22 protein-coding genes are annotated in these 23,650 nt (G+C 66.2%); 3 read left to right on the top strand and 19 right to left on the bottom strand.

What is annotated here, in order from left to right; translation table 11 throughout:
• Window positions 1-149: 149 nt before the first annotated feature.
• Both ACP4XC_RS02935 and ACP4XC_RS02940 read right to left on the bottom strand, forming a co-directional pair.
• Window positions 150-470 (bottom strand): hypothetical protein, encoded by a 321-nt coding sequence (locus tag ACP4XC_RS02935; RefSeq protein ID WP_427173400.1) that lies wholly within the window; start codon window positions 468-470, stop codon window positions 150-152.
• A 137-nt stretch (window positions 471-607) separates the two neighbouring features.
• Entirely contained in the window at window positions 608-811 is a 204-nt protein-coding gene (locus ACP4XC_RS02940) for a cold-shock protein (protein ID WP_427173401.1), read from the bottom strand.
• A 146-nt stretch (window positions 812-957) separates the two neighbouring features.
• On the opposite strand from ACP4XC_RS02940, the gene ACP4XC_RS02945 reads away from it, so the two are divergent.
• Window positions 958-1,701, top strand: coding sequence for a glycosyltransferase family A protein (locus ACP4XC_RS02945; protein ID WP_427173402.1), 744 nt, complete (start codon window positions 958-960; stop codon window positions 1,699-1,701).
• Between the two features lies 1 nt (window position 1,702).
• Here ACP4XC_RS02945 and ACP4XC_RS02950 read toward each other — a convergent pair whose 3' ends face one another.
• The 10 genes from ACP4XC_RS02950 to ACP4XC_RS02995 all read right to left on the bottom strand — a co-directional run bounded on the left by ACP4XC_RS02950 (window position 1,703) and on the right by ACP4XC_RS02995 (window position 13,882).
• On the bottom strand, window positions 1,703-2,635 hold the full coding sequence (locus ACP4XC_RS02950; RefSeq protein ID WP_427173403.1) for an alpha/beta fold hydrolase: 933 nt from the start codon (window positions 2,633-2,635) through the stop codon (window positions 1,703-1,705).
• Between the two features lie 53 nt (window positions 2,636-2,688).
• Window positions 2,689-3,759: an alpha/beta hydrolase gene (locus tag ACP4XC_RS02955; protein WP_427173405.1), complete on the bottom strand. Its 1,071-nt coding sequence runs from the start codon at window positions 3,757-3,759 to the stop codon at window positions 2,689-2,691.
• 142 nt (window positions 3,760-3,901) lie between these two features.
• On the bottom strand, window positions 3,902-6,592 hold the full coding sequence (locus ACP4XC_RS02960) for a PEP/pyruvate-binding domain-containing protein (protein ID WP_427173406.1): 2,691 nt from the start codon (window positions 6,590-6,592) through the stop codon (window positions 3,902-3,904).
• Between the two features lie 64 nt (window positions 6,593-6,656).
• The gene (locus ACP4XC_RS02965) at window positions 6,657-7,016 is read right to left on the bottom strand and encodes a hypothetical protein (protein WP_427173407.1); all 360 of its coding nucleotides are present in this window, start codon (window positions 7,014-7,016) and stop codon (window positions 6,657-6,659) included.
• A gap of 131 nt (window positions 7,017-7,147) precedes the next feature.
• Window positions 7,148-8,299, bottom strand: coding sequence for a diguanylate cyclase (locus ACP4XC_RS02970; protein WP_427173408.1), 1,152 nt, complete (start codon window positions 8,297-8,299; stop codon window positions 7,148-7,150).
• Window positions 8,300-8,418: 119 nt separating this feature from the next.
• Window positions 8,419-9,474, bottom strand: a complete 1,056-nt coding sequence (locus ACP4XC_RS02975) for a zinc-dependent alcohol dehydrogenase family protein (protein ID WP_427173409.1) — start codon at window positions 9,472-9,474, stop codon at window positions 8,419-8,421.
• 173 nt (window positions 9,475-9,647) lie between these two features.
• Entirely contained in the window at window positions 9,648-10,391 is a 744-nt protein-coding gene (locus ACP4XC_RS02980; protein WP_427173410.1) for an enoyl-CoA hydratase/isomerase family protein, read from the bottom strand.
• Between the two features lie 26 nt (window positions 10,392-10,417).
• A complete protein-coding gene (locus tag ACP4XC_RS02985) occupies window positions 10,418-11,674 on the bottom strand; it encodes a CaiB/BaiF CoA transferase family protein (protein ID WP_427173411.1) in 1,257 nt (418 codons plus the stop codon).
• Complete coding sequence (locus ACP4XC_RS02990; RefSeq protein ID WP_427173412.1) at window positions 11,671-12,990, bottom strand: MFS transporter; 1,320 nt, start codon at window positions 12,988-12,990, stop codon at window positions 11,671-11,673. Before ACP4XC_RS02990 ends, ACP4XC_RS02985 begins: the two co-directional genes overlap by 4 nt.
• Before the next feature lie 43 nt (window positions 12,991-13,033).
• Window positions 13,034-13,882 (bottom strand): maleate cis-trans isomerase family protein, encoded by an 849-nt coding sequence (locus ACP4XC_RS02995; protein ID WP_427173413.1) that lies wholly within the window; start codon window positions 13,880-13,882, stop codon window positions 13,034-13,036.
• A 240-nt stretch (window positions 13,883-14,122) separates the two neighbouring features.
• Here ACP4XC_RS02995 and ACP4XC_RS03000 point away from each other — a divergent pair, with 240 nt between their 5' ends.
• Together ACP4XC_RS03000 and ACP4XC_RS03005 are read left to right on the top strand one after the other, a co-directional pair.
• A complete protein-coding gene (locus ACP4XC_RS03000; RefSeq protein ID WP_427173414.1) occupies window positions 14,123-14,962 on the top strand; it encodes an IclR family transcriptional regulator in 840 nt (279 codons plus the stop codon).
• A gap of 19 nt (window positions 14,963-14,981) precedes the next feature.
• Complete coding sequence (locus ACP4XC_RS03005) at window positions 14,982-15,842, top strand: 3-hydroxyacyl-CoA dehydrogenase family protein (RefSeq protein WP_427173415.1); 861 nt, start codon at window positions 14,982-14,984, stop codon at window positions 15,840-15,842.
• Window positions 15,843-15,883: 41 nt separating this feature from the next.
• Here ACP4XC_RS03005 and ACP4XC_RS03010 read toward each other — a convergent pair whose 3' ends face one another.
• The 7 genes from ACP4XC_RS03010 to ACP4XC_RS03040 form a co-directional block, all read right to left on the bottom strand.
• Window positions 15,884-16,687 carry an SDR family NAD(P)-dependent oxidoreductase gene (locus ACP4XC_RS03010; RefSeq protein WP_427173416.1) on the bottom strand — a complete coding sequence of 268 codons (804 nt, stop codon included), beginning with the start codon at window positions 16,685-16,687 and terminating at the stop codon, window positions 15,884-15,886.
• Window positions 16,688-16,698: 11 nt separating this feature from the next.
• Complete coding sequence (locus ACP4XC_RS03015; RefSeq protein WP_427173417.1) at window positions 16,699-18,261, bottom strand: class I adenylate-forming enzyme family protein; 1,563 nt, start codon at window positions 18,259-18,261, stop codon at window positions 16,699-16,701.
• Window positions 18,258-19,559, bottom strand: coding sequence for an MFS transporter (locus tag ACP4XC_RS03020; RefSeq protein ID WP_427173418.1), 1,302 nt, complete (start codon window positions 19,557-19,559; stop codon window positions 18,258-18,260). Before ACP4XC_RS03020 ends, ACP4XC_RS03015 begins: the two co-directional genes overlap by 4 nt.
• A 169-nt stretch (window positions 19,560-19,728) precedes the next feature.
• The gene (locus ACP4XC_RS03025; protein ID WP_427173419.1) at window positions 19,729-20,886 is read right to left on the bottom strand and encodes a PucR family transcriptional regulator; all 1,158 of its coding nucleotides are present in this window, start codon (window positions 20,884-20,886) and stop codon (window positions 19,729-19,731) included.
• A gap of 39 nt (window positions 20,887-20,925) precedes the next feature.
• Entirely contained in the window at window positions 20,926-22,122 is a 1,197-nt protein-coding gene (locus ACP4XC_RS03030) for an acetyl-CoA acetyltransferase (protein ID WP_427173420.1), read from the bottom strand.
• On the bottom strand, window positions 22,119-22,835 hold the full coding sequence (locus tag ACP4XC_RS03035) for a CoA transferase subunit B (RefSeq protein WP_427173421.1): 717 nt from the start codon (window positions 22,833-22,835) through the stop codon (window positions 22,119-22,121). The genes ACP4XC_RS03030 and ACP4XC_RS03035 overlap by 4 nt, the downstream gene beginning before the upstream one ends.
• 64 nt (window positions 22,836-22,899) lie before the next feature.
• Entirely contained in the window at window positions 22,900-23,616 is a 717-nt protein-coding gene (locus ACP4XC_RS03040; protein ID WP_427173422.1) for a CoA transferase subunit A, read from the bottom strand.
• Window positions 23,617-23,650 lie beyond the last annotated feature (34 nt).

Here is a 23,650-nt window from a genome sequence, read left to right on the forward strand (position 1 = left end):
AGGAATACAACGGATCCAGGTGAAGGACCAGCCACACGGGCCGTCGGCCGGCGTCCTGTGTGGCTCGCAATCCCGTCCGGTGGACGCCGCCAGGGTACCGTCATCGATCTGGTCAGGCGGCACTTCGAGGTCTGACTGGTGACAGCGCGTCACTGGGAGGCGCGGTTCCGTGCCAGGGCCACAAGCCGCTTGAACGCCAGGATGAAGACTGCCTCAATCAGCACCATGAGTCCGAACAGCACCCACTGGCCTTGCCCGATGAAGACGACTGCCCCTGTGACCACCAAAGTAGTTCCCAGTGCAAGGGCGTAGACGGCAAATCCAAAAGCAACCCGGGCGCTGCGCACTCCCGTGCGGAAGCCGAAACCCTGGGGCTCCCCGCCGGGTTGCCCGGCGACGCGGTCGGGCGCGGCCGGTTTGAGCCGGTCGAATTCTTCCCAGGGGTCGCGGTCCTGGTCCTGCTCGGTCATGGTTCCATTATCCCAAATTCGGACCTGACGGGCGCTTCTGGAACACAACGGCTCCCTCGAACAACCGTTTCGAGGGAGCCGTTGTGTTTTGTGCACGGGCGGCTCCGGCTGTGCGCCGGGGCGTTTACCCTAAGCCTTTAGAGAGGGCGGATGTTCTCTGCCTGCGGCCCCTTGGGGCCCTGGGTCACATCGAATTCGACCTTCTGGTTCTCCTCCAGCGAGCGGTAGCCGCTCGTGGCGATTGCCGAATAGTGGGCGAAAACGTCGGCTGACCCGTCGTCCGGGGCAATGAAGCCAAAACCCTTTTCGGCGTTGAACCATTTAACTGTGCCTGTTGCCATGGCTGCATTCCTTCATGTGACTCTGATTCTCTCCGCGGACACGGGGCCAGCGGCGCGGAGAACGTCCCCCGCTGTGCCTAAACGTACGGGGCGGGCGTCCACCATGCAAGGGTACAAGTGCCCTGCCGCGCTATAGTCTGGGCATCATGTCAACTATCTCGGTCGTTATCCCGTCACGAAACGATGCGCAGATGCTGGCCTCGTGCCTCGCCGCGCTGGCACGGCAGAGCCGTCGCGCTGACGAAATCATCGTGATCGACAACTCCAGCACGGACAACACGGCCGCCGTGTGCGAGGCCGCGCAGGTCCGGCGGATTTCCGTGGACCTGCCCGGAATCGCGGCGTCAACAGCTGCAGGCTTTGACGCGGCCCGTTCCGAAATAATCGCCCGTCTGGACACGGACTCAAGGCCTCCGGCTGACTGGCTTCAGCGGATTGAAGCCATCCTGGACAAATCCGGACCCCTTTCTGCCGTTACTGGTCCGGGCGATTTCTATGGCAGCAGCCGGCTGGTCTGTTGGCTGGGCCGCCACCTCTATCTGGGCGGATACTTCCGGGCGGTTGGCCTCCTCATGGGTCATCCGCCCCTGTTCGGCTCTAACTTCGCCCTGAGCGCCGACGTCTGGGAACGGCTCCGCGACGCCGTCATCCGCAACAACCCCTGCGTCCACGACGACTTCGACATCTCGTATCATCTGCGGCCGGACATGGCTGTATATTACGAACCGGCACTGCGGGTGGGCGTCTCGGCACGTCCGTTCGAAAGCTGGCACTCCCTGGGCCGACGGCTCGCCATGGGCGTGACCACGCTGCGGGTGGAGTTCGCCGAAGAACCGCCACTCAGACGCCGCCGGGAACGGCTGCAGGGCGTCGTGGAGCGCCGCCGGTAGATTACCCGGGTTTTCCGTAAAGGGCCAGGAGATCGCGGGCGAACTGATGGGGTGAGGTTTCGGACGGGCTGTGGCCGCCCCCGTAAACCGAGAGCCGGGCGCCGATGGACTGTGCGAACTGCCGGTGCAACCGGAGCGGCCAGAGGTCGTGCTCTCCTACTGCGACGAGCTTGGGAACTGTGGCCTCGGATATCGTTTGCCTGAGGTCCGGCACGTCTTTCATCAGTTCGAAGATGTCACGGACGGACTGCCTGCGGGTAAACCGGAACCGGTTCCGCACGAAACGCAGCCGGTTCGGAGAGACACGGTTGAGATTACGTCGGATGCCCCAGATCATGAGGGCGGCGCCGAGGCGGCCGTTCGCGTACCGGCTGAACCGCCCGATCCAGCTGACACCCTGGAAGCTAAGCCCCGGCTCGGGCGGGCAGCTCAAGAGGGTCAGGCTCCGGAAAAGCTCCGGCCGCTTCGAGTAGGCGATTTGGGCCAGTATCGCGGCGAACGAGTAGCCCACCACGTGGGCAGGCCCGTTGCCCGCGTCCAGGACCGCCACGAAATCGTCCACGAACAGTCCGTAGTCGTAATGCGGACGGGGCGGCACAAGGTTTTCGGGTCCGGCGCCGGCGGATTCGTACTGGCCGGCAATGTCGTAGCTCAGCACGAAGTAGCCCGCTTCGGCGATTTCCGGCATCATGAGCGCGAAATCCTCCTTGGAACCGGTTGCCCCGGGCACGAGTACCACCCTGGGGTTCTCCGGCTTGCCCATGGTCACCATCGCAAGGTTTCCGCTTGGCGCGGGGAAACGGGAGCTGACGGAGCCTTCCGGCAGGACGGCCCAGTCCCAGTCGTATACCTCGGCGTCACGGCGCGCGGCTTCGTCGACTTCGCTGGGCTCCGGACAGGCAGCGCGTGGGGAGTTGGGGTCAGGGGACACCATGGATCAACGATAGCCCCCGGAGCCAGCCGAACTGCCGAACGCGGAAGTCCCGGTCACGCCACCCGCCGAACAAATTCCTGCAGGCGCCGGTAGACCTCTTGGGATTCGGGGTAGCGGCAGTCCTGTTGCCACGTATGTTCGGTGTTGGCGCTGGCCCAGTCGTAGATCAAGGCATCCACCGGCACGGCATGCGACCGCAGGCGCTGAATGAAATTGAGGTTTGCGTTGTAAAAGTGGTCCCGCTCCGAGGTGGTGATGAACACTGGCGGGTGCCGCTGGTCCAGCCATTCAATGGGAGACAGGAAACCTGCCGCGCGCTGCAGGGCATCGAGCCTTCCTGGGCCGACGCGCAAACCGTGGCCCAGGCCCGTGCCGGGAGGGGGGACGTTGTCGCGGCCCGGCAACAGCATGCGGATGAAGTTCAGGCTCATCACGAACCCTTTTTCGAAAAACACGGAGAAGTCCACCACGCTGCAGTGCTGCACCAGACCTTTGAGATCCGCAGGGGAGACCGCAGCTTCCAAGGCGTAGTGGTGAGCCAGTTCCGGGCGCAGCGTGGCCGCAGTGAGCAGGGCCGCCAGCTGGCCGCCCGCAGAGTCGCCGCCAAGGACAATCCTCCCGGCGTCGCCGCCGAATCCGCTAATGTTCTGCCGGATCCAAGCCAGCGACCGGTTGGCGTCATCGAGCAGGTGCCCCATATGGAACCGGGGCGCTTTGCGGTAATTGACATTGACCACCACCATGCCCCCCGCGGCCTGGCTGGCGCAGTATTTGGTGAGCGCGGCTTTATCCCCGGACGTCCACCCGCCGCCGTGGAAGTAGACGTAGACCGGGAGGGCCGCCGCATCCTTGTCACGGCCCAGCGGGGCCATAACGTCGAGACGGTGCGCGGGGATTCCGTCGCCCACGAAATCAATGTCGTGGTGGTAGCACACCCCGGTGATGGGATCGGCGTTGAAGCGCCGCACCTCGCCGGGACCCACGGCACTCATCAGAAGCCGCCACGACCAGACCGGGACGCGCTGCAGGGCACGGCGCAGCCGCCGCGTCAGCGGAAAGGTCCAGCCTGGCGGTGACTGGGACGGTGGCTGGATCCCGGGGCGTCCGGGGACCGCGGCGGTCATGGCTCTATGATAATTTCCTCAGCCCCCGGCGGCTTCACCCGCAGCCAGGGAAACTCCTGCGGGTCAGCATCAGGTCCTGGTTCAGGAACAACCTCCGCCTCGGACATGAACAGCAGCGACGTCGCGGCCGGGCGGCACACGGCTAGGCTACAGCCAGCCTGACGGTCCCGGCGGCGCCGTCCACGGTGACGGTTTGGCCGGTGCGGAGACGGGTGGTGGCGTCCGGGACGCCAACCACTGCGGGAATGCCGTACTCCCTGGCCACCACCGCCCCATGCGAGATTACCCCACCCATCTCCATGACCAGGGCGCCCGCCGTCAGGAACAGTGGGGTCCAGCCGGGATCAGTGGAGGGTGCCACCAGGATTTCGCCGGGTTCAAGATGGGCGCCCACCGGATCCAGGATGACCCTGACAGTTCCGGTGGCGGTGCCGGCCGACGCCGGGGTTCCGGCCAGCCCGTCCGACGACGGCGCTTTCGCCATCATTGCGGCCTCCACGTCCGTCCCGTCGGACAGCAGGAGACGCGGAATGTGCCGTCTGCGCAGCTCCCGGTCGTAGAGCCGACGGCGGTCCGCGACCAGCCCCTTCAGTTCGGCACCCCGTAGGCCGACGCGGATTTCGTCGAAATACAGGAAGAAAATGTCATCCGCGGTGGCGATGCTGCCGGTCCGGACCAGCTCGCCGCCCAGCGACTTGAGCTGCCGGTGCATCTCGGCGAGCGCCAGCACGATGTGGAACTTCGGCAGTTCACGCAAGCCCGACAGCTGCCGCGCCCGGCGCAGGCACAGCTCCAGCAGCCGGGCGCGCAGCCGGCTCCTGGCCCCGGCCCGTTCCACCAGGCTCCGGATCCTTTCCTCCGCGTGTTCCACCGCCCGCCCAAACTGTCGGTCCGGTGCCTGTTCGGGATCCTCCACGCGCAGGTAGTTGGAGATCATGCCGAGAATATGGTCGGGTTTCTCCGACCACCGCGGCATGCCGAGGTCAATCTCCGCCACTGCCCGGTGGCCGTAATGTTCGAGGAATGTCCGGACTCCGGACTGCGCCACGGCCGGGAGTGTGCCGGCGCCGTAGCGGAACGCCAGCTCTGGAGGCGCGTTGTCCATAAAAGCCTCGCGGGCGGCAGGGTCCCGGCCAATGGTGACGGCAAGCTGCCACAGCTCAAGATCCATTTCGGTGGTCACGTTGTGGGGGAGCCCGCGCAGCACTGCCTCCAGTTCCCGGGGCGCCGCGATGCCGCGGAGCAGCCTCCGGGCCAGCGCCAGCATGATGTACCCTGCCGAAGGCCCCGGCAGGGTGACCTGGATCAGTTCGTCAACCGTGCGGTCCAGGAGGTGCTCGGCGTGGTCGAGGCGTTGCAGGGCACTGGCCGGTTCTGCCAGGACAAACTGTGCCGCCAGGCGCCTTCCGTACTTCTCCGTTCTCCTCAGCTCCGCATTGGGCCGCAAGGCCGCCCGAATGATTGCCGGGATCATTGCGCCAAGCATGCCAAGGCTTGCTGCCCCCTCCCCGCGCACGCGTTCCTCGCTGCCGCGGGCCTGGCGGCGCCTGTCCGCCCGTTTGGCGAGGCTCTCCCGTAGCGGTCGGTGGACAACGGCAAATCTCGGATCGGCCAGCAGCGCAGGAAAGACAGCAGCGGATCTCCCGTCAGCCAGCGGGAGGACCCGCTCCAAGTAGCGGCGACCGTATTTGTTCCGCACCACGGGCGTCAGGTCCACAAACATCCGCAGTCCCGGGTTCACAACGCGCCATGGTCCTTTGCGGTTCCTCATGACGCCCAGGGCCGCGAGACCTATGGGCGTGATTGGACGGGTTAAACCCTGCAGCAGCGTGGCGCACATGTACACGCGGGGTCCGGACGCCGGCTCGGTCTCCGTCTCCGTCCCCAGGCCCGCAGCCTCGGTCGAAGCGGGGTCCGGTAGTGGGTACAGGGTGGTGATCGGACGGGATTGCGTCACCCAGGCCTTCCCCCGGGCATCGATGACCCACTCCACGTCCTGGGGTTCGTCGAACAGGTGCTGGACGCGGCCTCCCAGCGCCGTGAGCTCCAGGAGCCGGGCGTCGCTAAGACTTGGCGATCCGGGCTGGTGGCCGCCGGGCGCGCGGAACACGACCCGGCCCGTGGCCGTGTCAATCACAAAGTGGTCGGGATTAACGGCGCCGGAGACCACCGCCTGGCCCGGTCCGAGGCTGGAATCGATCACCGTTTCGGTGCGGGTCCCGGTGACCGGGTTGGCGGTGAACAGCACACCGGCGGCCGTGGCAGGCACAAGGGCTTGGACGACGACGGCGAGGCCCACCTCGCCGTGGCCGATCCCGTTCGCGGACCGGTACGCCACGGCCCGGTCGGTCCAGAGGGACGCCCAGCACAGCCGGACGGCGTCGACGACGGCGTCGGCGCCGACAATGTTAAGGAAGGAATCCTGCAGGCCGGCGAAGCTGGCGAACGGCAGGTCCTCCGCCGTGGCCGATGAGCGGACCGCGACGGCGGGGCTGCCGCCCAGGGCTGCATAGGCAGTGCGGATGGCGGATTCGACATCCGCCGGGACCGGCGTGGCCGCGATCAGTTCCCTGGCTTGCCGGGCCAGCCCGTCACGCTCCGCGCCGGCGACGCCGTCCATTTCGAGCTCAGCCGCGATCACTGCCAACTGTTCCGGTGCCGCCATCCTGTAGGCCGCCGTCGTCAGGCAGAATCCGCCCGGAACGGGAAAGCCGGCCGCTGTGAGTTTGCCCAGGTTCAGGGCTTTGCCCCCTGCGAGGGAGAGAGGGAGGGAACCAAGCTGGGCCAGGTCCACTGCCAGTCCGGCCTGAGCGGTGCGGTCTGCAGAGCGCATTTCTGTTCCTCCGGACTGTCGCGGAGCCCTCCGGGATTGTGCCGTGTTTGGGGATTCGGGGGATTTAAGGCTGCGCTGTGTTCTTAGCGCTCGCTGAACCGGCGTCCCGCGGTGCCGTTTCCTCCTCGCCCAGGTCCTCCCACTGGACGTCCAGGTTGCGGAAAACCGGAGGAGCGTCGCACAGGGCGGCCATCTTCGCGGCGAAATCCGAGGTCTCAGGGCGGTTAGAGTTTTCCATCGCCGACTCATACGAATCAAATTCGACAATGGTTAGATACGTGCCGGGCCGGTCACGGTCCGCAGTGGCAATGATCCGGCGGAACGTCGGGGCCGTGCTGCCCTCGGTCCTGGCCGGACGGCCCAGCGCTTCAATCTCCTCGATGCGCGAGGTCTGGAATTCGACAATCTGCACAAACCCGGCCATGACGACTCCTCAACGGCGGTGGATGCTGATGCGGATCAGGTTAGACCCACCGGCGTAGCCGCACAATAGGCCGGAGGCCGTCAGGGAGCCGGGGCTTTCTGGCTGCTGGCCGGCTACTGTCCGGGCGGGACTTATGGGGTGTGGACTCCGCGGACGGAGCGGTTGCGGCCCAGCGACTTGGCCCGGTAGAGGGCGGTGTCGGCGGAGGCGATCAGTTCCTTAAGATCAGCGGCGCCATGGCCCACCGCCGCTATTCCATAGCTGACGGTGGGCATCCGCAGGGCGCCCACGGCCGGGGCCCGTGCAAGTTGCCCGCTGATTTCGGCGGCGATGGCCTCTGCCCGCTCCGCATCCGCACCGGGCAGGAAGAAGATGAACTCCTCGCCGCCGTAGCGCCCCACCAGGTCTGTGGAACGGACCGTGGACGAGCAGGCCGAAGCGAACGACTGCAAGGCAACGTCCCCCGCGGCATGGCCGTGGGTATCGTTGACCTCCTTGAAATGGTCGAGGTCTGCGAGAATCAACGAGCCAAGAGCCCGGGTCCGGCGCAGCCGTTGAAGTTCGTCGGAAGCCAGTTCGAGGAAGGCCGCCCTGTTGAGCAGGCCGGTGAGACTGTCCCGGGTTGCTACTGTTCGGAGGGCCCGCGTCTGCTGTTCGCTGCTGAGCGCCGCCATGCTGAATGAAACCACCACCAGGAGCACCATCGTGACGAGGGTGGTGACGCCCGAGCCGAAATAGGTTCGAAACACCGGCCCGTCCGGGCCCTCCGTGAGGAACACGGCCAGTCGTAGGAAGTAGTAGCCTGCCACGCCTGCGGCGGCGAGGGCCATGGGGATCCGGACCTTGGAATAGCCCGGCTCCAGCTGCCACAGTTCGCGCGAGGCGAGGGCGATCATGAGGCCCATCATGGCCAGGAACACCGGGCCGCCCGCCCACGTGTTAGCCCCTGGATCGTCCGCGGCGGACACCACCAGGGTGGCAAGCGGGCCGGCGGCAAGCTGCCATGTCCGTGGCCGGGCCCTCCCCAGGGACCGGGCCCCGGCCCACACCGCGGCCGCACCGGCCACCAGCAGGAAGTTGCCGAGAGGATTTGCCCACAGCTGGTGGGCCGTTCCATTGAGGAGGTAGGCCGCTGATCCGGCGAGGAACAGCGTCAAGGCAACGCACCACCAGGCGCTATAGGCCGAACGCGTGCTGCGGTAGGCCGCGAAGTAGAACAGGAGGGCCAGGACGAAGGCAACCAGGGCAAAGGCCACCCGGAGGGTTGCTGTGTCTAGGTTCATTTCCCGTGCCCCCCTGTCGCAGGTCATTCGCAGACCAGTATCGCACCGGATCCGCCTCAAGGGCAGGACGGTTCGACCCGCGCCACCACTGTCCCCCCGCCACCGGTATCCAGACGGAGCTAGGGGGTGAGCAGCACCTTGATGGCGCGGCGTTCGTCCATCGCCTTATAGGCCTCCGGTGCTTCTTCCAAGGACATCACGACGTCGAACACCCTGCCCGGGTTGATGGTACCGGCGAGCACATCCGCCAACAGCTCGGGGATATAGGTCCGGGCCGGCGCCATCCCGCCCGCAATCGAGATGTTCGTATCGAAGAGATACCGCAGGGGCACCTCGGCTCCGCCCGTGGGTACTCCCACAAAACCCAGGGCGCCGCCCGGCCGGACACTGTGGAGTGCCTGTTCCATCGATTCTTTGGTGCCTACGCACTCCAGTACGGAGTCGGCAAGCACGCCCCCCAGCAGTTCGCGGACCTTGACCACGCCGTCGTCTCCACGTTCCTCCACAATGTCCGTGGCGCCGAACTCCCGGGCAACTGCCTGGCGGTCCGCGTGACGGGACATCGCGATAATGCGCCCGGCCCCGAGGCGCTTGGCTGCCAGCACACCGCACAGGCCCACGGCGCCGTCGCCCACCACAACCACGGTCCTGCCGGGTCCAACCTTTGCAGCCAGCGCGGCGTGGTGGCCTGTTGCCATGACATCGGAAAGGGTCAGGAGGCTGGCGCGCAGGCCATCGTCCGGGTCCGTGACGTCCGGAACTTTGACCAAAGTGCCGTCCGCCAGCGGAACCCGCACCGCCTGGCCCTGGCCGCCGTCGACCGCGTGGCCCTGATCATCCTTGCCGCCCCAGCCGGCGAGGTGGTCGCAGGCGACCGTGACCCCGTTGAGGCACTGCGGGCACTTGCCGCAGCTGGCCACAAACGGGGCGATGACGAAGTCGCCCTCGGCCAGGGTGGTGACGTCGGCGCCCACGCTCTCCACCACGCCGATGAACTCGTGGCCGATCGCGGATGGCTTGTGTGTGGGCCGCACCCCACGGTAAGGCCAGAGATCCGAGCCGCAAACGCAGGAGGCGGTCACTTTGACCACGACGTCCGTGGGCAGCTTGATGGTGGGATAGTCCCTGTCTTCGACACGGATGTCGCCGGGGCCGTGGATGATGGTGGCGCGCATGGGGACTCCTTGGAGGATGGGTGCAGGGCTTGAACAGAGTCTAGTCCCCGGCCCCCGGCCCCTGGCGGGCTGCCGGCGCCAGCCCTGCCCGGCCCCGGGCCCCTGGCGGCTGCCGGCGCCAGCCCTGCCCGGCCCCGTGGGAATTGTTGCCCATGGGACCGCACCGTGGCCGGTCAGGGATGTTTACGGCGAAGGAAGTGCCTGACGCGGTGGGAAAATTCCTCCGGATCGGCGGCTGCACCCTGGGGTAAGGTCCGGCCGGCGACCTCCACGGGCGCCAGTCCAAGGTTTACCGCAGCCTTGGATGCGCGCAACGAGGCTTGCGAAAGTGGACGCCACGTTTCTGTCAATTGCGCCACTTCCTTGGCACCCAATCCCGCGGGCACCACCGTGGTAACGAGACCCATCGCGAGTGCCTCGGCGGCAGTCAGCAGCCTTCCGCCATACAGGAGGTCCTTCGCCCGCGACGGTCCGATCCGCAGGGACATCCGGTTGGCGAACGACGGCGGTATGAGCAGGCCCAGCCGGGCGATGGGCATGCCGATCCGCGCGGACGATTCAAGCACCTGCAGATCGCATGCGAGTGCCAGTTGGCAGCCAGCCCCCGTGGCAACCCCCTGAACCAGGGCCACTGTGGGAACGGGGATGGCCTCAATGGCTTGGAGTGCGGCCTCGATGACCGCGAAGGAGCCGTTGACATCGGCGCTGCCGGCATCCTGCCATTCCCTCAGGTCGGAACCCGAACAGAAGGTGGACCCGGTGCCGCGGACCACGACGGCCCGTATGGCGGAATTTTCGGCCAGGCTCCTCGCCGAATCTTCGAGCGCACGCCACTGGCGGGAACTGAGTGCGTTGAAGCGTTCCCCGTCACCCACGGTGAGTATGGCCACGCCGTCGTCGCCGGTGCTGTGCGCCATATCGCTTTCCTTGGCGCCAACGGCCGTCACTGCACTGCCCCGCTCATCCGGAGTAAACGGATCCTTTCAGGGCTGAATCCCAGCCCTGAAAGGACATCACCTGTGTCCTGTCCCAGGACCGGCGGGGCCGTCCGCACTGACGGCGGGGTCCTGGTCAGCCGCACCGGGCAGCCCACCACTTTCATCGGCCCGGCGGTCGGGTGCACCAGTTCGGCCACCATTCCGCGGGCCAGGACCTGAGGGTCCTGCAAAGCCTGGTCCACGGTCTGGATCGGCCCCACCGGTACTCCCGCGCTGTCCAGCATTGCCACCCACTCACCGGCTGTCCGGATTCGCATGATGTCCTCCAGGAGCGGGATGAGTGTTCTCCGGTGTGCGACGCGGGACGGATTGGTGGCGAACTTCGGGTCCTCCGCCAGATCTGTTCGGCCAATGGCGTTGGCGAATTTCCGCCAGAGTCCGTCGTTGCCCACCGCGACCATCACGAAGCCATCCGATGTGGCGAAGGCCTGGTACGGGGCGATGGTGGGGTGGGCGGAGCCGTAGCGCTGGGGGATGTTCCCGCTGGCAAAGTATCCGCTGGATACATAGGTCAGCCAGGAGACGGAGCCGTCCAGCAGGCTGATATCCACCCACTGTCCGGTTCCGGTGCGCTGCTTCTCGTGCAGGGCGGCAAGGATGCCGATGGTGGCCCACATTCCGGCCACCAGATCGGCGCTGCTTACCCCGACCCGGACGGGGGGGCCGTCGGCTTCCCCTGTGACGCTCATGATGCCGCTGCGCGCCTGGGCGATGGCGTCGTAGCCAGCGCGATGCGCATCCGGGCCAGTCTGGCCATAGCCGCTGATCGAGGCATAGACCAGCCCGGGGTTGTCCCGGGAAAGCTCTTCATAGCCCAGGCCTAAACGGGCGGCGGTGCCAGGCCTGAAGTTCTCCACCAGGACGTCGGCCTTGAGAGCCAGTTGCCGCACCGCCGCGAGTCCTTCAGGCGACTTGAGATCCACGGCGAGGCTGCGCTTGTTCCGGTTGACCGAGAGGAAATATGCGGCCTCGTCGCCCTGGAACGGCGGACCCCACTGCCTGGTGTCGTCGCCGGTTCCCGGCTGTTCAATCTTGATGACGTCCGCCCCAAGATCGGCCAGGGTCATGGTGGCGAAGGGACCGGACAAGATGCGGGTCAGGTCCAGGACCAGCAGGTCGCCCAGGGCGGTCCCGTCGCGGGAAGCGGAGGATGGGTCGGTGATGGTTTCGCTGATGCTGGATTCGGAGCGGGGCAACGTCATACCCTCCCCGGAATTGTTTTGGCAGGGAATGCTGCCGGTGTGTGGGTGACTTTGAGCAGCACAAGGGCCAGCATGCTGATGGCGCAGCAGATGATGATGTAAATGGAAATGGACGTTGAGTCGCTGGTGGCTTGCAACAGTGCGGCCGCGATCAGGGGTGCGGGCCCGCCAGCCACGACGCTTGCCAGCTGGTACCCCATGCCTGCACCCGTGTAGCGGATATCCGCGTCGAAGTTTTCAGCAATCAGGGCAGCCTGTGGACCGTACTGGATGTCGTGGAGGAGGAGGCTGAGCACGATGGCAATCCCGACCAGCAACGAGTTACCCGTGTTGAGCAGTCCAAAGTAGGGGAAGGCAAAGATTGCCGTCAGGACGATGCCGATTCCGTACACCCGGCGCCGCCCAAACTTGTCTGAGAGCCGCCCGAAAACGGGGATGCTGATCAGCCCGAGTGCGGCTGCAATGAGGGTGTCGTCGAGGATCATGTTGCTGTTGAGCTTGAGTTGCTTGACGGTGTAGGTAAGAACAAAGGTGATGAACAGGTAGAACGGCGCCTGCTCCGAGGTGCGCACCAGTGCCGTCAGGAGGACCTGCTTGGGCTGACGCTTGAAGACCTCGAACAAGGGGTTCTTGACCACCTTGTTTGCACTTCGGACTGCTTCGAATTCCGGGCTTTCAACCACCCGCAGCCGGACGAAGAGGCCCACGCCGATCAGCAGGATGCTGAGGATAAAGGGAATCCGCCAGCCATAAGCTGCAAAGCCGTCCGTACCCGTGATGCCTGAGGTGATGCGCACGACGCCGGTGGACAGCACCAGCCCGAGGGGGACGCCCATCTGGGGCCAGCTGGCGGAGAGGCCGCGCCGGTGCTGTTGGCCCCACTCCATGCTGAGCAGGACCGAGCCGCCCCACTCGCCGCCGACGCCCACCCCCTGGATGATGCGGAGGATCACCAGCAGGATTGGCGCCGCGATGCCGATGCTTTGGTAGGTGGGCAGCAGCCCGATGAGCACGGTGCCGAACGCCATCAGGAACAGCGTCGCCATCAGGGTCGTCTTGCGGCCGATCCGGTCGCCAAAGTGCCCGAAAATGGCCGCCCCGACGGGTCGGGCCACAAATCCCACGAACTGGGTGCCGAAGGCTGCCAGAACGCCGGCAAAAGCATTTTGGCCTGGAAAGAACAGTTGCGGGAATACCAATGCCGCCGCCGTGCCGTAGAGGAAAAAGTCGTACCACTCGATGGTGGTTCCGACCACGCTTGCCACCGTGGCGCGCCGTACGGCCTGCGCCCGGGTTACTTCCTGAACTTTCATCATCACTCCGTTGTTCTGACGAGTTGGGCGTACCGCCCAGATTGACTTAGTTGGCTGTGGCTGTGCTCGGCGCGGGGGCTCTGGACGTGCGGCCCGATTCGCCGGCGAGTAGCTGCCCGGCGCCTGCGATGGAGGGCGTGTGGCCAAGGGCCCTAAGGATTTCGTAGGTGGTGGCCGTGGCGGCGGTGATCACCGGTATGCCGAGCTCGTCTTCCACGCGCTGGACGGCGGCGAGGGAGGGCATTTGGACGCAGGCTGAGAGGACCAAAGCGTCAACGCCGGTGCTGTTCAGGCGCGCGGCTATGGCCGGGAGCCCGTGGGGGTCCAGCCGGCCGACTTCCAGGTTGTCCGCCACTTCAAGCCCGATCACATCCTGCACCATGATGCCCGCGCCCTCGATGTAGTCGGCCACCATTTTGGTAAGAGCGGGAACGTACGGCGTCACCATGGCAACCTTGCGGGCACCCATCGACTGCAGCGTCCTGACAAGCGCCCCGGCGCTGCTGGTGACCGGTGCCGGATGCCCGTTTGCTGCAGCCGCCCCCGCAATGACGTCCTCGGATCCGGTATGGGCTCCGGGCCCTTGGGCCATCACCGCCACGAGGCAGGCATACGCAATGACGTCGACGTCGGCGTCGGAGACGGCGGCGGCACACTCTCCGGCCTTTGCCACCATGGCCGCGAGCTCCTCGGGGGTCACGTTCTTCAGCGCGGCACGGGCGGAGTGGAAAGTGTAGGAATGCCCTGTCACCTGCGACTGCCGCCGGAAGAGCTCAGGCAGTTCCGTTTCCATTGTTGTGTTCGAACTCGGAACGATCAGTCCGATCTTTGACGTACCTGCGTCACTTCCCCAGGATGGCCCTCCATCCTGGTACCCCGGTGTCCTGTCCGTCATAGTTCAGCTCCTCCCGGGTCTGCCGCATCTGCAGCAAAACCCACATCGTGGTTTCAAAACCCATATTGCGGGTTTATCCTGAAAGTGTCAACGGTCATAGTCCAGAGTCACAATCCAAGGCAGTCAGCGGGCTGGCTAGGATGGGCGGACAGGGTAGAAAGCAGGCGGCAGGTGGCGGGCGGTAACGCGGTGGCAAAAGAACAGAATCCGGGCGCAACGCCAATTCTTGTGCTGGGGAAGGTGAGCGAGATCCTCAATTGCTTCTCCATCGAATCGCCCGAGCCCACACTCCAGCAGATCGCGCGCACCACCGGACTGCCCCCGAGCACGTGTCAGCGGCTCGTCCAGAACATGGTCCGGGAAGGATTCCTGGACCGTGACGGCGATCGCTACCGCATCGGCTTGCGGCTGGTCCAGTGGGCAGCCCCGGGAACCCTCGGCCTCGATGTGGTCAGACTGGTCCGCCCCATTGTTCAGGAGCTTCGCGACGAAACCGGCGAAACGGCTTGCCTGTATATGCGTGACGGCGCATACCGGACGGTAGTGGCCGTCGCGGAGACCCGCCACGTGGTCATGCGGCCTTTCCTGGTGGGACAGGTCATGCCCATCCACGCCGGCGCTCCGGGCAAGGTCTTCCTTGCCTTCGACCCAGGTGCCCGGGAGGCGCTGCACGGAACGGAACTCACCCGCTACACTCCCTCAACGCCGCAGAGCTGGGCGCAGCTGGACGAGCAGGCGGAACTGGCCCGCACGCAGGGTTACTTTGCCGCTTTCGGCGAACGGAACAGCGACGTCGGCTCGATCAGCGCACCCGTCTTCAGATACGACGGCCAGCTCGCGGCGGTCCTGGGACTTGGTTTCCCGATCCAGCGGGTCAGCCCAGACGACGTCGAGCGGCTGGGTCCCATCGTCGCCGCAGCGGCAAAAAGGGCCAGCGCAGCCCTTGGATACCGCTCCGCGGGCGGGGACGAAGCGAAAGTTCATGACGAAGCCCGCAAGGTGGCTGCCCGGCGGCCTGGCCCCAAGCCCAGGGGCCAGGGGCGGGAGGCGCAGCCGGCGCCCGCCGATAGCCCCGTTTAGCCTCCTGAAGGGAACTGACATGACCTACGCGCTCCCGGTCAACACCGCGGACCGACCCATAACCATCATCGGCGGCGGCACCCTGGGCCGGCGCATCGCCTTGATGCTTTCGCTCCAAGGCGCCGAGGTGCGCGTTTACGACACAAGCCTCGCCGTTGCCAGGGCCGCCGTCGAATACATTGCCACGCACCGCCACCGCGCGGTGGAAGAGCTTGGGGGCAGCCCGGCGGTCCGGCTGGCGGCTAAGGACAACCTTGTCGAGGCCCTCCGGGATTCGTGGCTCGTGGTCGAGGCGGTCCCGGAGAAACTTGGCCTCAAGCAGGCGATCTTCGCCGACCTTGATCAACTGGCGGCCCCGGACGCCGTTCTGGCCAGCAACTCGTCCTCGTTTTCCTCCGCAGAATTCGTCGGCGGCCTGAGCAGCCCGGAACGTGTCCTGAACATGCACTTCTACATGCCGCCGGAAGTACGTTCGGTGGAGCTGATGTCCAGTGGCCACACCGATCCCGGGATTCTGGAACTGCTCATGGGGGAGTTGCCGAAGTACGCGCTAAAGCCGCACCTGGTGCGCAAGCAGAGTACCGGCTTCATCTTCAACAGGATCTGGGCGGCGATCAAGCGAGAATCGCTGCTGGTCGTCGCCGAGGGCGTGGCGGAGCCACAAGACGTGGACGCCTTGTTCGCCGAGGTCTTCAAAGCAGAAACCACCCCCTTCCGCTTCATGGACGAGGTGGGCCTGGACGTGGTCCTCGACATCGAGAACCACTATTGCGAGGTGGCCGGCATTGAGAACAAATCGGCCGCCATGCTGCAGGCGTACATCGCCAAGGGCTGGCTGGGGGTCAAGAGCGGCCGCGGCTTCTACAACGACTACTCCTGACCCCGCATCGCGCCGGACACACGCCCGTGACTGAGACGGGTTCAGAACCCCAGTGAAATCCCGCCGTCCACCCGCAGCTCGACGCCCGTGATGTACGCGGACTCGTCGCTGGCCAGGAAGACGGCGGCGTTGGCCACGTCCCAGGCCGTACCCATGTGGCCCATGGGGACCTGGGCGTGCCGCTTCCTGAGCATTTGCTCGCGCTGGCCGTCCGCGTAGGCTCCGGCGAGCTCCGCGGATTCCGTCACCATGGGCGTTTCCATCAGGCCGGGAAGGATGGCGTTGACCCGGACGTGCTTCGAGGCGTATTCGGCCGCGGTCGTCCGGCTCAGGTGGTTGAGGGCCGCCTTGGAGGAGTAGTAGGTGGAGTACGGGACCCCGGTCCAGCGGATGCTTGCCAGTGAGGAGATGTTGATGATGGAGCCGCCGCCTTGGGCGACCATGTGCGGGATGACGTGCTTCATGGTCAGGAAGGGGCCCTTGAGGTTGATGGCGTGGACCCGGTCCCACTCGGATTCATCGAGTTCCACGACGCCGCCCACTTTGGCGATGCCGACGTTGTTGTCGAGGACATCGATCCGGCCGAATTCCTCGATGACGCCGGCGACGGCACGCCCCACGGCGGCGGAGTCGGTGACATCGAAGGCGAGGTGCCGTGCGCGGCCGCCTTCGTCCAGGATCAGCCGCTCGGTCTCCTTTGCGGCTGCCGCGTTGACGTCGGTGCACACCACCGTGGCGCCTTCGCGGGCAAAGGCGATGGCTGTGGCCTTACCGTTGCCCATTCCGGGCGCGCTGGACCCGGCGCCCACGACGAGCGCGATTTTTCCTTCTAGTCTCTTCGACATGTGAGGTTCTCCTAGATCTTGGTTTTTTGCTCGCGCCAAAAGGATTCGCGAATGGTCTTCTTGAGGACTTTCCCGTTGACGCTGCGGGGCAGGGCCGGGACCAGGTGGACGGCTTTGGGCGCCCGGATACTGCCCAGCTCCTGTTTGCAGAGGGCGATGATCTCCTGCTCCGTGACGGAGCAGTTTTCGTTGAGCTCGACGACGGCGGTCACCGCCTCGCCCCAGTCAGGGTGCGGTGACCCGATCACTGCGCAGTCGCGGACCGCCGGGTGTCCCCAGATCACCTGCTCCACTTCGCTGGGGTAGACGTTGAAACCGCCGGAAATGATGAGGTCACGCCTCCGGTCCGTGAGGTGCAGGTAGCCTTCGTCGTCGAAAAGCCCGATGTCGCCGGTGTGCAGCCAGCCGTCCCGGATTGCTGCCCGGGTTTGCTCGGGATTCTTGTAGTAGCCCTTCATGACCAGATCGCCCCGGACGCATATCTCGCCGGGGGTTCCGGGCGGAAGTGCCAGCCCGTCGTCGTCGCGCACCTCGACCTCGACCAAGGGGTAGGGCCGCCCGCAGGAGGACAACCGCGAGTCGGGAGCGATGGCGCCGTCGGCGAAGTGCTCGTCCGGGCGGAGGAACGTTACGGACGCAGGAGCCTCCATCTGTCCGTAGAGCTCCATCATCACCGGACCGATGGCGGTGAGCGCCTGCCTCAGTTTCTCGACGGACATCGGCGCGGCACCGTAGATCAGGTACCGCAGCGAGGACAGGTTTCGCGGCGTTTCCTGCAGCACTTCCAGCAGCCGGTAGATGACTGTGGGAGGCAGGAACAGGTCGGTCACCGCATACGTTTCGATGGCATCCAGCACGGCGGCCGGATTCGCCTTCGGGAGCACCACGACGGTGCCGCCGCGAGCGGTTGCGGCCAGGCTGAGCAGCCCGGCGGTGTGCGTCATGGGGGCGGCGGCCAGGTTCACGATCGTGTCCTCGGAGCCGTAGTGCGCGGCCATCATCAGGTGCGTCGCGAAGGCCGACAGGCTTCTGTTGGTGTTCATCACCCCCTTCGGTAGCCCCGTGGTGCCCCCGGTCGGGGCCAGCGAAACCACGTCGTCCGGGGCGGCGTTGACGGCCGGCTTGGTGGCCGGGTGCGGGGCGATCCACTGGGCGAAAGAGGTGTCCGCGGGCCCGGCGTCGTCGGGTCCGAACTGGACCCACTGGCTGACCGCGGGGAGGCGGTCCCGGAGGTGGCGGGCGTCCTCGGCCAGGCTGGAATGGAAGATCACCAGTTCGGCGTCGAACGATTCGAGCAGCTGGGCGGTTTCCCCGCCCGGGCTCGCCGGGTTGGCCGGAATCCAGGTGAGGCCGGCCCGCCAGATGCCCAGGACGCAGATCCAGGCCAGGGGATCATTGGGGGCGAGAACCGCGATCTTCGCCCCGGAGGAGAATCCGGAGGCGAGCAGCGCGTTGGCGATCCGGCAGGAGAGCTCGCCGGCCTCGGTGAAGGTGTAGGAGGTGGCGCCCTGGACGTAGGCGATGCCGTTGGGGTTGGACTGCCAGCCCCGGTCAAAGAATCCGATGATGCTCACTGCGGCAGTCCCGTTTTGTAGCTTTCCTTCAGCCGCAGGAAGACGGCCGTGGTGATCGCCGCGAGGATGGTCAGGTACCAGCCGAAAACGTCGATCATCTTGGCGTCGGCCAGCCAGGTGGCTACATAGGGTCCGGTCCCGCCGACCAGTGCCACACCGAGCGCGTAGGGCAGTCCGATTCCGGCGGCCCGGATCCTGGCCGGGAAGAGCTCGCACATCACGGCGGATGTGATGGACGTGTAGCAGGCCAGCAGTGTCAGGGCCGCCATCTGGACCACCAGCAGGCTCACGAAGCTGTTTTGCAGGGAGTTCAGCAGGGGGAGGGTCAGCAGGGTGAATCCAAGGCCGAAGGTCAGCAGGAGGGGTTTGCGGCCGATCCGGTCCGAGAGGATGCCCATGACCGGCTGTAGGACCGCGAAGTAGGACAACGAGATCAGCCCGACCAGGAGGCCGTTCTTCATGTCGAAGCCCACCGTGATGTGCGCATACGTCGGCAGGTAGGACGTGAATACGTAGAAGAACAGGGTGGGGGCGGCGTTGATCGCAAAGACGAGGAGGCATTCTTTCGGGTGCGTGCGCATGAACTCGAAGACGGAGGGCTTCCTCGCGGGCGCTGCGCCCGGCCCGGAGCCGGGTTCTGCGTCCCCGGCCACCAGCGTTTCCTCGGCGAACCGGCGGATGAACAGGCCGGCCGCCGCGCCGAGGGTTCCGATGGCGAACGGCACGCGCCAGCCCCACTCGCGCATGGCCTCGTCCGGCAGGCCCGCCACGAGCAAGGCCACCGAGCCGATTGCGGCGAGATTGCCCAGGGTCGCACCGATGTAGAGGAAGCTGGAGAAGAAGCCACGGCGGCCCTCGGGTGCGGATTCCACCAGGAATGTGGAGGAGGCGGCAAATTCGCCGCCGGTGGAAAGCCCCTGCAGCAGACGGGCGACCACCAGGACGATGGGCGAAAGCACCCCGACCTGCTCGTAGGTGGGGGCGATGGCCACGAGGAGGCTGCCGACGCCCATGAGCATCACGGTCGTGGTGAGTGCCTTCTTCCGGCCAAAACGGTCGGCCACGATGCCGCCGAGGAAACCACCCAGTGGACGCATAAAGAAGCCGACGGCGAAGATCGCCATGGCGCTGAGCAGCGGGACAATGGGGTCGCCGGTTTTCGGGAAGAACTGGGTGGAAAAGTACAAAGCCAGCATGGAGTAGACGTACCAGTCGAACCATTCAACGATGTTTCCGACGGTGGCGGCCGCCAGTTGGCGTGCCCTGCTGACAGGTGGTGCGGCGGTGATGACGCTCATCCGGCTGCTCCCAGATCCGATGGTCCCGGACGATCAAGGGTGCGTCGTCCGGACCGTCAGGTCCCGGGTCAGCAGATCATCCGGCTGTGATGCAAACCACGTTACGGAGGAGCCGGCGCCCCGGACTATGGAGCCAGCTCAAAGGGACTTCGGCGGCCGTTGTGGATTCCTACAACGGCTCCGGGGGCGCTTCCTGGCATGCCTCGAAGGCCCAGCAGAGCTCGACTATGGTGTCCGTGGCGTCCAGGCGCGCGCCCGTGGCCTGCTCGAACTTCTGCAGGCGGTACCGAAGAGTGTTTTCGTGCACGGACAGGGCCTTGGCGGCGGCGGAAATCCTGCGATCGTGATCCAGGTAGCCCCGGACGGAATCCAACACGATGCGGCCGAATTCGGCGTCGGCGGCAAACGGGGCCAGGTAGCGCTGGCGCAGCACTGCCGTGACATCCGTGTCGCCGGCGGCGGTCCGCCACGTCAGGTCCTCCAGGGAGAAGACGCCGCCGGAGGGCCGTTTCCAGGCGGCGTCGAAGACCCGGTCGGCTGCGGTCTTGGACCGGGGCAGTTCTGCGAGCGGAAGGGCAGGACCCAGCGCGATGGTGGCGGTGTCCCCGGACAGCTCAGGCCGCAGGGCCACAAACCCCACGACGTCGCCCGCACGCAGCGTCAGCACGCCGTCGCCGGTCACCAGACGCCCGGTCAGGACGCGCAGCAGCTCATCGGGCGAAGCCCCGGGCCGTGCCCGGGCATGCAGGGCATGGAAGGCGCGCTGCGGATCGATCCCGAAGTCCGAAGAACGTGTGCGCAGCTCGCTGTCAGCGAGCGACCCCGCCAGCACCGCGCGCAAATAGTCCTGGCGCAGCTCATGGTCCCGCACCGCCTGCTGGACGCTGCTTTCGCGGTAGGAATGGACGAGTGCTGCTGTATAGGAGTCGCTGACGCCCCAGAGGACCCGGTGTGCCGCGAGGATTTCGCGGTCGCCGAGCTCCAGTTCGTGGGCGATGTCAAGGAAGCGGTCCTGGATCACCGCCATGGAGAGGCGATAGCCGCGCATGATGTCTTCGATGCGCAGGCCCTGGTGGAAGCGGACCTGGGCCACCCGGGCTTCCGGCGCCAGTTCCGACGACGCGGGCACCACACCGGACTTCACCGCCTGGATGGCGATGCGAAGATTCTGTTCAACGGAGGAGCTGATGTCCGTTTCGGCCACGCCGCGGTATCCGGGCACCTCGTCGAGGCACCGACGAACGCTGCTCGCCTTCAGGTACTGCAGGTCACGGAACAACAGATCCGCGACGGCTTCAATGCTGGACCCGGACAATTCCCACCTCACACCACACTTGTGTCCCCGACCCCGCGCTGCCGGGTTTGCCTAGACGGCTTCGAGGACGCTGACGTAGTTGGCGATCCCCACGCCGCCCATGTTCTGCACGGCGGCCCGGCGCGGGTTGGCCAGTTGCATGGCGCCGGCGGTGCCGGTGAGCTGCATGGCCGCAATGACATGCTGCGAGACGCCGGTGGCCCCCACAGGGTGGCCCTTGGCCTTGAGCCCGCCGGAAACGTTGATGGGCAGCTTGCCGTCCTTGAAGACCCAGCCTTCCTGGACAGCACGTGACCCCTGCCCCGGTTCGGTCAGGCCCATGGCCTCGTACATCAACAGTTCGGCGATCGTGAAGCAGTCGTGCACCTCGGCGAAGTCCAGCTCATCGAGCCCGACGCCGGCCATCCCCAGCGCGCGCTGCCAGGAGGCCCGCGTCGCGGTGAAGGCGGTGGGGTCGCGGCGCGCGGCGGGGAAGAAGTCGTTGGCCTGGCCGAAACCGGCGAGCCGGACGGGCGCGGTGGCGCCCCCGGTTGGGGCGACGGAAAGCACGACGGCGGCGGCGCCGTCGGACACGGGGGAGCAGTCGGTGCGGCGCAGCGGGTCGGCCACCATCGGGTTCTTGTCCGAGACGGTTCGGCAGAACTCCTCGCCGAGGTCCTTGCGCAGCTGGGCATAGGGGTTGTCGACGCCGTTGCGGTGGTTCTTCGCTGCGATGGTGCCCAGCACGTCGCCGAGATTGCCGACGGCGGCGCCGTAGCGCTTCTCGTAGTGCTTGGCCACCTCGGCAAACAGCCCGGTGAAGCCGGTGCTGGAGGCCTTGCCGGCCATGTCGTAGTCCGCGCCGAGCAGGGCAGCACCCACAACGTCGGCACCGGCATGGGTCATCTTCTCGGCGCCGATCACCAGGACCGTCTTTGCGGTGCCGGCCAGCAGGGACTTGGTGCCCTGCTGGAACGCGGCCGAGCCAGAGGCGCACGCGTTCTCCACCCGGGTGGACGGGACGTTGGCCAACTGCTCCGAGACCTGCAGTGCCAGTGAGGACGGGAACGCCAGCGGCATCATGCCGGAGTTGAACTGGCCGAGGTAGATCTCGTCGATCTGGCCTGGTTCGATCCCGGCGTTGCCGATCGCCTCCGTGGCGACCTGGACGATCAGTGACTCCAGGGTCTCGTCGGTGAGTTTGCCGAAGCGGCTGTGGCCCCAGCCGGTCAGCAGGACGTCTTTGCCGAACTGTTCGCGCAGGCTCATGCGGTTACTCCTTCAAGGGTGGTGCTGGCTTCAATGCTCGTGGGTGCGTCGAGGGAGGGGGCGAGGTCGAAGCGGGCTTCGGTTTTCCCGCGGAGTTCCTCCACAGTGACGCCCGGGGCGAGGCGGGTCAGTGTGAGCTGCCGGCCGCCGCCTGATTCTTGATCATGCTTGACCAGGTCAAACACAGCGAGGTCGCTGATGATCCGGTCAACGCAGCTCAGGCCGGTGAGTGGCAGGGTGCATTCCGTGACGATCTTGGGGGTGCCGTCCTTGGCGTTGTGTTCGGTGAGGACCACGACGCGAGGGGTGCCGGCGACGAGGTCCATGGCGCCGCCCATGCCCTTGACCATTTTGCCGGGGATGGTCCAGTTGGCGAGGTCACCGTTCCCGGAGACCTGCATGGCGCCGAGAATGGCAACCTTCACGTGTCCGCCGCGGATCATGCCGAAGGAGGCGGCGGAGTCGAAGATGCTGCCGCCGGGGAGGACCGTGACGGTCTGCTTGCCGGCGTTGATGAGGTCGGCGTCCTCCTCGCCCTCGTAGGGGAACGGCCCCATGCCGAGCAGGCCGTTCTCGCTCTGCAGCACAACGCGGACGCCGTCGCGCAGGTTGTTGGCGACCAGTGTGGGGATGCCGATGCCAAGGTTGACATAGTCGCCGTCGTTGAGTTCTTCGGCCGCGATGGCGGCCATTTCATCCCTGGTCCAAGCCATGGGTTTCTCCTTGGGGGTTAAAAGTTGGCGGGGCTTAAGTGTTCGTTCGCGCCGGTGGCGGGGCTTAAGCGGAGAGGGATTCGGCGCGGGGGCGGACCGTCCGCTGCTCGATGTCCTTGACCCGGGCGCTGGCCTGCACGAGGCGCTGGACGAAGACGCCGGGTGTGACGATGTGGTGCGGGTCCAGCCGGCCGGGCTCCACGATCACTTCGGCTTCGGCCACCGTCACGGCGCCGGCCGTTGCCACGACGGGGTTGAAGTTCTGGGCGGTGTAACGGTAGATCAGGTTGCCGTCGGTATCGGCGGTGTGGGCGTGCACCAGGGCGACGTCGGCTTTGATGGCGCGCTCCTGGACGAAAGTCTCGCCGTCGAACTCGGCCAGCGGCTTGCCTTCGGCGACAAGGGTCCCGACGCCGGTTTTGGTGTAGAACGCCGGGATGCCGGCGCCGCCGGCGCGGAGGCGCTCGGCGAGGGTGCCCTGCGGGGTGAACTCCACCTCCAGCTTGCCGGCCAGGTACTGCTCGGCGAAGAGCTTGTTCTCGCCCACATAGGAGGCGATGACCTTGCGGACCTGCCCTGCCTCGATGAGAATGCCAAGGCCCTTGCCGTCCACGCCCATGTTGTTGGACACCACGGTGAGGTCGCTGACCCCGGAATCCCGCACCGCCTCGATCAGGTCGGCCGGAATGCCGCTGAGGCCAAAGCCTCCGACGGCGAGCGTCATGCCGTCCCGCAACACGTCGTGCAGCGCGGCCGCCGCTCCGGATTTCAGCTTTGTCATCGCATCTCCTCATTGAGCTCTTGACGCAATCCAC

The organism is Arthrobacter sp. 92 (genome assembly GCF_050260325.1).
GTDB lineage: Bacteria > Actinomycetota > Actinomycetes > Actinomycetales > Micrococcaceae > Arthrobacter.